Origin of the sequence: Lactobacillus juensis (assembly GCF_036246285.1) — a bacterium.
In the GTDB taxonomy this organism is placed as follows: Bacteria; Bacillota; Bacilli; order Lactobacillales; family Lactobacillaceae; genus Lactobacillus; species Lactobacillus juensis.
In genome coordinates, this window is the sequence record NZ_BTTS01000003.1 from 245,688 (window position 1) to 258,351 (window position 12,664).

Consider the following 12,664-nt stretch of genomic DNA (forward strand, 5'->3'; position numbering starts at 1 on the left):
TCAGTATGCTGTCAAAAGGAGGGGTGAAATTGGTTAAAAGAAGAAGCCTTGATTTAGATAAGGTGATTGCGAAGGCGACGGAGCTGATTGGACGAAAGGGACTTTCCGCGACCACTCTGCCGAACCTAGCCAAAGAGTTAGGCGTTCGTTCACAGTCACTTTACCATTATGTTTCAGGTCGAAAGCAACTGCTGTCGCTTGTCGGTGCAAGCAGAATTAAAATTTTAGGTAAAAAATTAGTTGATAATTTGATCGGAATTTCAGGTGAAGAGGCTTTACTTAAGTTTGCTGATATCGTCCGTAATTTTATTTTGGACGATCCTGCATTAATTAGTATTCTCTATCACTTGAATGAATACCAAAAAGACGATGCTATTACTCAAGAAATTTTAAAGATAATAGCTTTGGCTGACAAACTAAATTTGAGAAGTGACAGCACGGTTTCGCTCCATTCCTTAATTGGGGCAGTACTAGGATACGTTTTTTTAGATGTGTCTGATTCTTTTACAGAAGAAACTAGTGAAGAGGCTGACCAAGGCTATCATGAATTAATTATTCAATTGGTTCAGCCTAAGAAATTATTGCCAAAAAAGAGAAAGGAAAATAAGAGTGCATAAACTAGTAAAAAATCATATTTTCTCGTTAATTGCATGGATTTTAATATTAATCATTTCAGTTGTGGCTTTGCCGGACGTTACAGGGTTAACCCGTGAGCACTCAAATATTTCCTTACCGTCGGATGTTCAAAGTGAAGTCGCAAAGTCAATTCAAAATGATTGGGGTCCTAAGCAAAAGGATACCTATCAGATTGCAGTGGTCTTTAACAAGCAAAAGGGCAAATTGACATCTGATGATAAAAATGCCATTAATGAAACCATTGACAGACTTAAAGACAAGCAAGATCAGTATGGGATCAAGATGGTCTTGGGTCCAGATGATAATATTGCTACTAAGAAAAAGCTGCAGTCAAAGGATAATACAACTTGGATAATGCAGTTGAATGTGGCTAAAAAGCACGGACCGGTTAATGATGTTGAGGCTGAGTTGAATAAAGCAGTCAAAACTGCCGGCATCAGAACTTACGTTACTGGTGCTGATGTTTTACAAAATGCCTTCTCGAATGCTATTCAAGAGGGAATTAAGAAAACGGAAGTAATTACCGTTATCTTCATATTTATTGTGTTAGTGATTGTCTTCAGGTCGCCAATAGTGCCCCTAATTTCATTACTAACGGTTGGAGTTTCCTTTATCACATCATTTGCGATTGTGACTAATCTGGTTAAATACCAGAACTTTCCGTTTTCTAACTTTACACAAGTCTTTATGATTATTGTGCTGTTCGGAATTGGTACGGACTATAACATCCTTTTGTATGACAAATTCAAAGAAGACCTCGGTAAAGGGATGGATCGCTATGAGGCGATGAATAGTGCCTTAAAAGTTGCTGGTAAAACCATCCTTTATTCCGGTTCTTCCATCTTAATTGGATTTTCGGCACTGAGTTTAGCTAACTTTTCAATTTATCGCTCAGCAGTTGGTGTTGCGGTCGGCGTAGCTGTTTTATTAATAGTGCTGCTGACACTCAATCCTTTCTTCATGGCTGTTTTGGGAGAAAAAATGTTCTGGCCGGTGAAGAAGTTTACCGGTGAGCATGAAGATAAATTATGGCATGGTATTTCCAAAGCGACACTTGCTCACCCAATTATTTACTTAATTGTACTGGCTGTGGTTGTGCTTCCTTTTGGTCTTATGTATACTGGTCACTTGAATTATGATGACACTGATGAGATTGATAATAGTGCTTCAGCTAAAGCAGGGATGCTAGTTGTCGAAGATCACTTTTCAAAAGGGATGGCCGAGCCGTCGACTCTTTATATTAAGAGTAACCATAAACTTGATAATGAAGCAGATTTGCGGTTAATTGATCAGTTAACCAGACAGCTCCAAGCATCTGGAGATGTGGCTTTTGTCACTTCTGTAACTCAGCCATATGGTGAAAGCATTGATCAGCTCTACGTTAAGAATCAGCTTAATACTGTTAACCAAGGTGTTGACCAGGCACGCGCCGGTTTGGGCAAATTGAGCAAGGCAAGCAAGCAAGTTACTGCTGGCGCAAGAAAGTTGGCTGACGGAACCAGCCAATTGCAAAATGGTACTAGTCAACTCCAAGATGGCGCAAGCAAATTGCAAGCTGGTACGGGTAAGCTGCAAAATGGTGCCAGCCGTTTGCAAAATGGGACAGGTCAACTGCAAGGCGGTGCCAGTCGTCTGCAAAGTGGAACTGAGCAAATGAGCAGTGGCCTTAACCAATTAAATTCCCAACTTGCAAGTGGCAGTGCTGGTATCGCAAATGCACAGAAAAATACCAAAGCTGTTTTAGAAAAGAGCTATAAAGCTAACTTATCAAAGAGCATTAATAGCATACCCGGCTTAACCCAGCAGCAGAAGATGGCTGCGATGCAAGCTGCTGGTGCTGCTTTAGAAAAATCTTGGGCTGAAGCTTCTGCTTCAATGCCAGATGTATCTGGACAAATGGGTCAGCTGCAATCTGGTGTCGGCAGATTAACTACTGCTTCGGGTCAATTGAGTAGTGGTGCTGCTACCTTAAATGGCGGCATTGGCCAACTCAATTCTAGTGCAGGTCAATTAAGCTCTGGTATTGGTCAAGTTAATTCCAGTACTGGTCAATTAAGTTCAGGTATTGGCCAATTAAATTCCAGTGTTGGTCAACTTAATTCAGGTGCCGGCAAGTTAGCTTCAAGCACGCCAAAGATTACTAATGGTGTAGATGAAGTAAATAGTGGCTTAGGACAAGGTGCTGCTTACCTTAATGGTTTAGCAAGTTCTTCAGCCGCAGATACTTTCTATATCCCACAAGAATTTATTAAAAACGATACTTTCCAAACTTCGATTAAGAATTATTTGAGTCCTGACAAGAAGTCAGCAATGCTCATGATTGTCTTTAAGTCAAATCCAAGTAGTCTTAAAGCAACCAAGAAGGCGCAGGATCTGAGTTTGATGGCTAAGAAGTCATTAGCAGGAACTAGGCTTAAAAAGGCTACAGTAGCAATGGGTGGCGAAAGTTCTAACATCGCTGATATTAAAGATATTGCCAACAGGGACTTTATTAGAACTGCAGCTATCATGTTAATTGGAATTGGCATTGCCCTGATTTTTGTTACTCGTTCACTTTTACAGCCTGTCTACATTTTAGGTACACTACTGATTGCTTACTTCTGCTCATTATCAATTACAGAGTGGGTAGTTAAGGCTACTTTAGGTAAAAGCATGCTAACTTGGAACACGCCGTTCTTTGGCTTTATCATGCTAATTGCCTTAGGTGTTGATTACAGTATTTTCTTAATGACACGCTACCGTGAACTTGAAAACGGCAAGCCAAGTCAAAGAATGCTTAAAGCATGTGGTATTATTGGAACTGTGGTAGTTTCAGCAGCCATTATCTTAGGTGGTACATTTGCCGCATTAATTCCATCAGGAATTCCAACTTTGATTGAAGTTGCTTTGGCAGTGATTATTGGTTTGATAATTTTAGTATTTATTATGCCGATTACATTGTCAGCTGCAGTCAAGTTGACTTATGAAGGTGTTCATTGGCGCAAGAATAAACGTGCTAAAAATTAAGCGAAATTAATTAAAAGGTTGAAATTCTCATTTAGTAGAGGATTTCAGCCTTTTTTGGTTTAACGCACTTCTTGACGGGTTTACAAAAGTTTGTTCATTATAGTATACTATTTTTAATTAAATTTTAAGTAGAAGGTAAGGAATACTGGCATGTTAAGACAAGTAAATAATCAATAAGCTCTAGTTGTAGTTTTAAATCAATCACCACTTTTTAATTTTTAACTCAACGTAGAGCGATTCACTTTAACAGATAGAGTAATTTTTGCAATTCAATGAATTGCAGCTTATTTAGTGTATTATGTGTACACGTTGAGGTTTGATAGTGGAATTAATTAAAATAGATTATTTACAAATTGGCGTGGCAGCTTCTAAACTGCTGACTGTCTCAAATTTGAGTATCAATTCTAGACAAAAAATTGGTTTAATTGGTAACAATGGTGCTGGTAAAACCACTTTAATGAAGATTCTGGCTCAAGAAAAATTGCCGGATTTATTTACTATTAAAGGTGCAGTTATTAACAATTGTAATTTTGCCTATGTGCCGCAACTGCTTGATGCTGGGGATAAGAGCGGCGGGCAAAGAGAGAAATTAGCTCTCAGTAGGGCCATTGCCAAATTAAAAAATATGCCTAACGGCTTGTTGCTTTTAGACGAACCCACATCTAATTTGGATATTACGCAGCAACAATGGTTAATAAAGTTAATAAATAAAAGCAAAACTGCCTGTTTAATTATCAGTCATGACCAGGACTTTTTAAATAGCGTTTGTGATTCAGTTTGGTATGTTCAAAATCAAGAAGTGCACAATTTCTCTGGGACTTATGAAGAATTTCGCAGCTTTAGACAAGATGAACAAAAACGAGCAGAAACGATTTATGAGCAAAAGGAAAAGCACCTTGAGCAGTTAAAGAGAAGTTATAATCAGCATTTTAATAAGGCCAGAACTTTTTCTCGTAATAAAAAGGGACTTTCTTCATCTGACTGGCGGTCAAAGTCCATGGGAAAACAAAAAACAGCAAATAATGTTATCAGAGCCAGTAAAAGTCTTGCTAACCGCATCAATAAGGAAAAAGGAGAGCTAAAAAGGCCACCAGTTCATCATGCGATTACCTTGAAAAATGCGATAACTGATTTGTCGATTTCTCCTAAAAGCAAGGCATTACGGATAGAACAACAGCCAATTAATGCATATGGTCAAAAGCTATTTAACATTACGCAGGAAGTAAATCTTGCTTATCGCTCAAAAGTAGTTTTAACTGGGCAAAACGGGATTGGTAAGACTGTTTTTCTGAAAAAAATCAAGAATAAACAATTAACCGGCTTTTATAATCCTAAATTGAAAATAGGTTATTTTAACCAAAACATAGTTGCGAGCCAAACAGATAAAACCTTGTTAGACTCTCTTTTTGCTACTAGTATATTTGATGATAGTTCGACTATGCAGGTCTTAGGCGATTTGCATTTGCGCCAATACGGTGAGCACAAAATAAGTGATCTTAGTGGTGGTCAGCTCGTGTGTTTCAATTTAGCTAAGATACTAACTGGTCAATATAATTTATTGCTACTGGATGAACCGACTAACTTTTTAGATATTGCATCGGTTAATGCACTGGCCGAATTTGTCACCGCTTATCCCTTTGCCATGATTCTCGTGTCACACGATCAGGCATTTATCAAGCAGCTTAAAATTACAAAATGGCACATTAAGAATAGTCGGTTAATCACATCAACGGCCCAAAAGAAGCAGTCCAAAAAAGGCAACAATAATGAATTAGAACTACTCAAGTTTAAGCTCGATCAATTAATGCTTGATTCGAATGCTTCAATTTCTGAAATAAAGCAAGTTAAGGCACGAATTCAAGAATTACAGTAAAAGACTGTATTAAAATAGTGATAAAGAATTTTCTTTATCGCTATTTTTGTTTTATGATTAAGCTATTAATAATTATTGCTTAAAGGAAGTTTCTTATGACTACTTGTCCAAACTGTGGTCGTCCCATCACTGATGAGGATGTTACCTGTCCAAATTGCCATTTTGATTTACAAAAATATCGTGAGACTTTTTTCACGGACCGACACCAAAAGGCTAATTTTGAAGATGAAAAAACTGGTCAAAAAATTGCCAGTCGTAAAGTATATCGGCAAGAATTTTATCCGGAAAAACAAAATTCGGTTATTGAACGAATGCTGCAATGGATTCATGTTAATAGCATGATTGCTTTTCTGTTAGGAATAGTTTTACTGATTCTTATGAGTTTTTCCCGCAGCTTTGGTTGGATTTGTTTCTTTGCACTGCTGGTCTGGCTATACTTTGTTTGTAGTCGTGAGGAAAAAATTGACCGCTATACTGTGGATGAACGTTTAACACAAAAAATAAATCAGATTGGGTCCAACATGTTTAATGATGTGGCTGAATCAAAAGAAAAGGTAAAAGCAAAAAGCAGATTGACTCAGAAAAATTCTGATGCAAAAACAACTGTCAATAAGAAAAAACATTTTTCCTACGTGCAACTTTTAGTAGTACTGATGGCAGTAATAAATCTAATAGTTCTATTTACTGGTTCTGGTGCATCTGTGTTAGACGTGACTTATGGCCAAAAAATGTCGATTACCGGTGTCATTTTCAGGCTTGCCGGCAGACTTTTTTCTTCAAATGCGACATTGCTTTCAGGCGTTTTGCTTTGTATAATTTGGCTCATAATTGTTTTAATTCCGTTATTTATTATTTATCATACTATGAGAGATACTAAAAAGAGCAGGATCATTGCGTTTTTACTTTCTTTAATTGAAACTATTTTTCTAATTTACGTTATTTATAGGATGTCCAATACTTCACTGTCTAATCGGGGCATTTTACACAGCATTACCAGCCAACTGCTTTTGTATGCCGTATCAGTAGGCGCTTCAACTTATTTCTTAATTCTAGCCAATGTGATGACGACAGGACTTACAGGCTATAATTTATTTCGTCACCGTCAAAAGTAATAATTAAAAAAAGCTGATAAATCAGCGCTCTTATTGGGCGATACAGTTTATCAGCTTTTTTAATTTATATCTTAATGATGAGTTATTTGGTTGGCATTGATATTACTAAGTGTTGGTTGACGAAAGCCATCAAACCTAAATCACTGAGTTCACGGCCATAGCCAGATTTCTTAACGCCACCAAATGGTAATTCACCAGAGCTAATCCATGTGCCATTGATGACAGACATACCAGTTTCAATTTGTGCAGCTACATTTTGAGCACGCTTAATGTTGGAACTGATAACAGAAGAACCCAAACCATAGCTAGAATCGTTTGCTAAAGCAATAGCGGCGTCTTCATCTTCGACTTCATAAACAGTAGCAACCGGACCAAAGAATTCTTGGTCAAATGCCGGGTTGTCACGATCAACATTGGTTAAAATAGTCGGACGGAAGAATGCACCATCTGAATCAATTTCAGGATACTGGTACAAAATTTTTGCTCCTCCTGCAAGAGCGCCATCTAATTGTTTAGTCAGTTTATCCTTTGCGCCCTGTGAGTTCAGTGGTGGCAAGGTAGTTCTTGGATCAAGCGGATCTCCTGCTTTCAAACTAGAAAAGACCTTCTTTAATTCATGGATTGTTTCTTCATAGCGGGATTTAACAACAATAATGCGTTTGGAAGAAGTACATACCTGGCCGTCATTATAAGTTCTGGCTGAACTAAGAGCCTGTTTCAAAACTTCAGGATCAGCGTCATCAAGAATGATGAAGGCATCATTACCGCCAAGCTCCATAGTCGATTTCTTCAGGTTTTTACCAGCATTTTCGGCAACTGAAGAACCACCACGTTCTGAACCAGTCAACGCTACGCCCTGAATTCTTGGGTCTGCAATCATTTGATCAAGTTGGTCATAGCTCGGATACATATTAATCAGGCTGCCTTCAGGGGCACCTGCCTGTTTAATAATTTTAGCAATCAATGCTGCAGAACCAGGAACATTGTGGGCATGCTTCAATATAATAGGATTACCAACAATAAAGTTTGGTGCAAATACCCTGATTACTTGATAAAGAGGGAAATTCCACGGCTCACACGCCATTATTACGCCAGTTGCTTGTTTAAGGTAATATGCATCACCCAATTTAGTATCAATTGGCTCAGGTTTCAACAACTCGGGACCTTTTTCGGCAAAGTAATCACAAATAGATACACAAAGATCAACTTCACCTTCAGATTCACCAATCATTTTACCCATTTCACGGGTCATGATCTCTGCCATTTCTTTTTTATGCTCGCGCAAACCGTCTGCTACTTTGTGTAATGTTGCTGTTCGGGTCTCGGGGCCTTCATGGCGCCACTTGTGGTAAAGTGCATCGGTCAAGTTTAGAGCATCCTCAATTTGTTCAGCTGTAGGATTATCATAGCTGGCAAAAGTTTCATTAGTATATGGATTAATAGATTGATATTTAGCCATAATATTATCTCCTTAAATTTTAATCAGGATAGATTTTTCTCAAAATCAATATAAACCGTTTTCATAAATCATTATAGCACATATAGAATATTTTACTAATAATTAGTAAGTAAAAGTTAAGATTTATTTTACTGCATTTAAAAGGTATGCTAATGATTCCTCTAAATATTGATTAACATAAGTCATTGCGTGGCGCTTACCTGCTATTAATTTAAGATCAACAGCATGGTTATTTTGTGCCAAAAAGTTAATAAAATTAAGTAAATATTTAATAGGAGACAATTCATCTGCAGAATTGATCATTAATAATTGCTGTAAGTTGCTGTAATCATATGAATCAGCATCAATCTCTTTTAATATCTTTTCATCTTCAGAACCGGCATATGCTAAGGTAAAATATTTATAAAAAGCGTTGTTAATATCACGTTGGTTGCTCAAACCTAGTTCTTTATGGCCATCAACTGCTGGCGTGACGTTTTGGTGATCTTTCATCCAAGCAGAATAACTGACGGGAGCAGACCAAGTTACAGTAGGAAAGCCATATTTACCCGCAATATTTAGCGCCATGGTGCCACCACTACTGGCACCGATTTGAGTAATATTAACTTTTTTATTAATTACAAAATCGCTTTGCATCAGCCATTTGACGAAGTTAATGCTATCTTGGTGTGCTGCTGGAAAAAGGTATTGTGGCGCAAGAGAGTAATTAGGGGCAAAAACAGTGAAACCGTGGTCAGAAATTTTTTGACATAAGTCTTTAAAACTGTTTTTATCTCCCCGAAACCAGCCGCCACCATGCCAAAACAGTAGTATTTTGTCACTAAAACTAACGTTGTCTGGCTTATAAATATCTACCTTAAGTTTTCTTTGTTCATCATAAGTGACATCATTGATAATTGTGGTCATCCGATTTTCCTCCCCAAAATTATATTTTTAAACCTATTATACTGTAATTAACAGTCAGTTTTTGTTTTAAACCTAAATTGCTTTCACTTCAGGAAAATAATTAAAATATTTTAATTATTATTATTTAATGACTTAAAAAGTAATCACTATGCTTATTTTTTGGTAAAATTAGGCTTAACATTGGAGGTAAGCTATGCATCTGTCTGCTAAAGCTAGTCGAAGACTGATTAATATCTTGACCGTTGTCAGCGGGATTATCATTATTATTTTATGTATATACTGGTACAAATTAGGAATATTTACCAGTCAGGCTAAAATGAAAGCATATTTGGCTAACAAGAGAATAATTGGGCCGATAATTTTTGTTTTAATCCAGATAATTCAGGTTGTTATTCCTATTATTCCTGGTGGTGTTTCACTTTTAGGAGGGGTTATTTTCTTTGGGCCCATAGCCGGTTTTGTTTACAATTATGTGGGAATCTGTATTGGTTCAATTATTAACTTCTTTTTAGCACGTTTTTACGGCAGACCTTTTATTCTTCATATTGTTTCTGAAAAAACTCTTGATAAATATATGAAATGGACTAAAAACCAGCGTAAATTCAACTGGTTTTTTGCAATCTGTATTGTTGCCCCGATGGCGCCAGATGATGTTTTATGTCTTTTAGCCGGTTTGACTGATATGAAATTCTGGACTTATTTTTGGATTATTATCCTAGGCAAACCTTGGACCATTGCGGCATACAGTCTGGCACTGGGCTTGGGCATGGATTGGCTACTCAAGCTGACAGGTCATTAATGGGCAGGCGAATTTATTTTCGGCCCCTCAATTTAGCTGATGCACCAACTCTGCTTAAATGGGGGCAAGATCAATATTATCAGAACTTAGCAGGCTTTGGGCATTATCAAAATCTGGCGGAAGCTGAAGTTGCCGCAGGAAAGTATGCTGCTAGAAAGTATAGTTATGGCATTTGTCTTAGAAATTCTCAGCAATTAATTGGCTTAGTTGAACTATATAATAGGGGTACTAACGAAGAAGAATTACTGCATACCAAAGAAATCGGCTTTTTGCTTGATAAAGATTTTTCGGGTCAAGGTTATATGACTGAAGCGCTAAATATACTTTTAGATTATGCGTTTAAAAAGCTCAATCAATCTGAAATTTGGGCTGGCACTTTTAAAAATAATTTTCGTTCACAGAATTTACTTACTCGTTTAGGCTTTAAATATATTTATTCGTTCGATATGAGCCAGCTAAGTAAGTTATTTCAATATCGGGAAGATTATTTTTTATTAAAAAAGGCAGACTGGCTCAATAAAGAAAAGTGATTTAAAGTAGGCAAAATCTTTTTACAAAAATAATAATAAAAACATTAAATATTGTTTGCTAAAAAAAGGATAATAGCTTAAAATAATATCCAAACACGGAATCCTCAGACTGATTCAGAGAGTTCGCATTTTGGTGCAAGCGAATAGACGTCGTTTCCAGATTCCATTAATGTGGGTAATTAATAATTACACGGCACGCGGCATCGTTATCGCCGACTTAATGAAGTGCAGCTAATATTAGCTGAAACTGGGTGGTACCGCGAAGCCATGTATGAGCCAATTCGTCCCAATCTTGTGGGATGAGTTGGCTTTTTTTGTGGAGGTAAAAAGATGCTGGATATAAAGGTGATTCGCGAGAATCTTGATTGGGCCAAGGATAAGCTTGGCAGACGTGGCATTAAGCCGGAAGAGCTTGATGAATTGGTTAAAATTGATGCCGATCGGCGTGAAGAATTGAACCGCAGTGAGCAGCTGAAAGCTGAACGCAATACAGTTTCAAAGAAAATTGCGGAAATTAAGAGAAATAAGGAAGACGCTTCTGCTGCTGTGCAAAAAATGCGTGCAGTTGGACAGGAAATTAAGGAACTTGATGATAAGGTTGCTGAATTGACTGAAAAGCAAGAATATATTTTGCTAAGACTGCCTAATTTCCCAGACGATTCTGATCCAATTGGACCTGATGAAAGTTATAATGAAGAAGTTCGCAAGTGGCATGAACCAACAAAATTAGCATTTAAGCCTAAGGCTCACTGGGATATTGGTACTGATCTCGATATTTTGGATTGGGACAGAGGAGCTAAAGTTTCTGGCGCCCGTTTTGTCTATTACAAAGGTGCTGGTGCTTTACTTGAGCGAGCTGTTTTTAACTTCTTCTTAGATGAAAATACTAAAGAAGGCTACACTGAAATAATTCCGCCATATTTAGTTAACGATGAATCAATGCAGGGTACGGGTCAATTTCCTAAATTCCGTGAAGATGTTTATACCATTGTTGATAACGACAATCCGGACAAGCCACGGGACTTAACTTTGATTCCTACTGCTGAAGTGCCTCTTGTTAACTATTTCCGTGATGAAATTATTCACGGTGATAAGCTGCCAATCAATGTAACTGCATTGTCTCCAGCATTTAGAAGTGAAGCTGGTTCAGCTGGCCGTGATACTCGCGGTCTGATTAGAATGCATGAATTTAGAAAAGTTGAAATGGTTAAAATTTGCAAACAGGAAGATTCTTGGGATGAATTAGATAAATTGACTCATAATGCTGAGCACTTGTTGCAAAAACTAGATTTGTCATACCACGTTGTAGCTTTGTCTACTGGGGATGCTAGTTTTACCAGTGCTAAAACTTATGATTTGGAAGTTTGGATGCCGGCCCAAGACAAATACCGTGAAATTTCTAGTTGCTCTAACTGTACTGACTTTCAAGCTCGTCGTGCACAAATTCGTTACCGTGACGAAGATGGTAAACTGCATTTAGCACATACTCTTAACGGCTCAGGTTTGGCAGTAGGCAGAACTGTGGCTGCAATTTTAGAAAACTATCAAAATGAAGATGGCACAGTTACCGTACCAGAAGTTTTGGTTCCTTATATGAATGGAATGACAAAGATTACTAAGGAAGAAACTCTGATTTAATAAGTAGTAATTCGTTATGATTTCGCAGGTTGAATAAACTTGCGAAATTTTTTTGTAAAAATTTTGGACAGTGTAAGTAGTAAATTTGACCGAATTACGAATAATTGGTTAATTGGTCTAGTCTAAAAAATAAAGAAGTGGGTCTAACAAGTATTAGTCAAAACTAATTTGAAAGCTATTTTACTTAAATAACGAACAAAATGATTAATTTGACGAATGAATACAAAAAGAGTAATGTATTACTTGTGTCTGAGCGAGTTACGACAAATAACAAGCTCAACATAAATCGAGCAAAAGCAGTTGACAAAATCGCGCTGCTTTAGTAAGATAATAAACGCTGTCGGGGAAGACGGCAAACAGGTCCCAGAAAAAAGTGCTTGACAAAAGCGCGTGAATCTGGGAAAATAAAAAAGCTGTTTTAAAGAAGCAGCAGGTAGTACCTTGAAAACTGAACAATGTTTTCGCAAAAATGTGCGGGTTATCAAGAACCCAAAACAAAAGAGCGAAGTCAATTTCGCAAGCAAATAAATCCGAGATGCGAATCTTGGAACGAATGAGCAAACATTCAAACAAACATTAAAAATGAGAGTTTGATCCTGGCTCAGGACGAACGCTGGCGGCGTGCCTAATACATGCAAGTCGAGCGAGCAATCTTAACGGAATACTTCGGTAGGAAGTCAAGAGCGCGAGCGGCGGATGGGTGAG

General features: G+C 37.5%; 9 protein-coding genes and 1 rRNA gene. 8 read left to right on the forward strand and 2 right to left on the reverse strand.

Annotated features, from left to right (window positions below; all coding sequences use genetic code 11):
• Positions 1–29: 29 nt before the first annotated feature.
• From AAA926_RS09015 to AAA926_RS09030, 4 genes are all read left to right on the forward strand, one after another.
• Positions 30–617: a TetR/AcrR family transcriptional regulator gene (locus AAA926_RS09015; protein ID WP_198180478.1), complete on the forward strand. Its 588-nt coding sequence runs from the start codon at positions 30–32 to the stop codon at positions 615–617.
• A complete protein-coding gene (locus AAA926_RS09020; protein WP_338212343.1) occupies positions 610–3,642 on the forward strand; it encodes an MMPL family transporter in 3,033 nt (1,010 codons plus the stop codon). The genes AAA926_RS09015 and AAA926_RS09020 overlap by 8 nt, the downstream gene beginning before the upstream one ends.
• Positions 3,643–3,964: 322 nt before the next feature.
• Positions 3,965–5,515: an ATP-binding cassette domain-containing protein gene (locus AAA926_RS09025; RefSeq protein ID WP_198180482.1), complete on the forward strand. Its 1,551-nt coding sequence runs from the start codon at positions 3,965–3,967 to the stop codon at positions 5,513–5,515.
• A 95-nt stretch (positions 5,516–5,610) separates the two neighbouring features.
• Positions 5,611–6,627 (forward strand): zinc-ribbon domain-containing protein, encoded by a 1,017-nt coding sequence (locus AAA926_RS09030; RefSeq protein WP_198180484.1) that lies wholly within the window; start codon positions 5,611–5,613, stop codon positions 6,625–6,627.
• Between the two features lie 82 nt (positions 6,628–6,709).
• On the opposite strand, the gene AAA926_RS09035 is transcribed toward AAA926_RS09030, so the two are convergent.
• On the reverse strand, positions 6,710–8,086 hold the full coding sequence (locus AAA926_RS09035; protein WP_338212344.1) for an NAD-dependent succinate-semialdehyde dehydrogenase: 1,377 nt from the start codon (positions 8,084–8,086) through the stop codon (positions 6,710–6,712).
• A gap of 123 nt (positions 8,087–8,209) precedes the next feature.
• Complete coding sequence (locus AAA926_RS09040; protein WP_198180488.1) at positions 8,210–8,992, reverse strand: alpha/beta hydrolase; 783 nt, start codon at positions 8,990–8,992, stop codon at positions 8,210–8,212.
• A 193-nt stretch (positions 8,993–9,185) separates the two neighbouring features.
• Between AAA926_RS09040 and AAA926_RS09045 the strand changes: the two genes are divergently transcribed.
• The 4 genes from AAA926_RS09045 to AAA926_RS09060 form a co-directional block, all read left to right on the forward strand.
• Positions 9,186–9,791, forward strand: a complete 606-nt coding sequence (locus AAA926_RS09045; protein WP_338212345.1) for a TVP38/TMEM64 family protein — start codon at positions 9,186–9,188, stop codon at positions 9,789–9,791.
• Positions 9,791–10,321, forward strand: coding sequence for a GNAT family N-acetyltransferase (locus tag AAA926_RS09050; RefSeq protein ID WP_338212346.1), 531 nt, complete (start codon positions 9,791–9,793; stop codon positions 10,319–10,321). Before AAA926_RS09045 ends, AAA926_RS09050 begins: the two co-directional genes overlap by 1 nt.
• Positions 10,322–10,651: 330 nt before the next feature.
• Entirely contained in the window at positions 10,652–11,959 is a 1,308-nt protein-coding gene (gene serS, locus AAA926_RS09055) for a serine--tRNA ligase (protein ID WP_338212347.1), read from the forward strand.
• A gap of 578 nt (positions 11,960–12,537) precedes the next feature.
• Positions 12,538–12,664: ribosomal RNA gene (locus tag AAA926_RS09060) — 16S ribosomal RNA — on the forward strand; the annotation flags it as partial.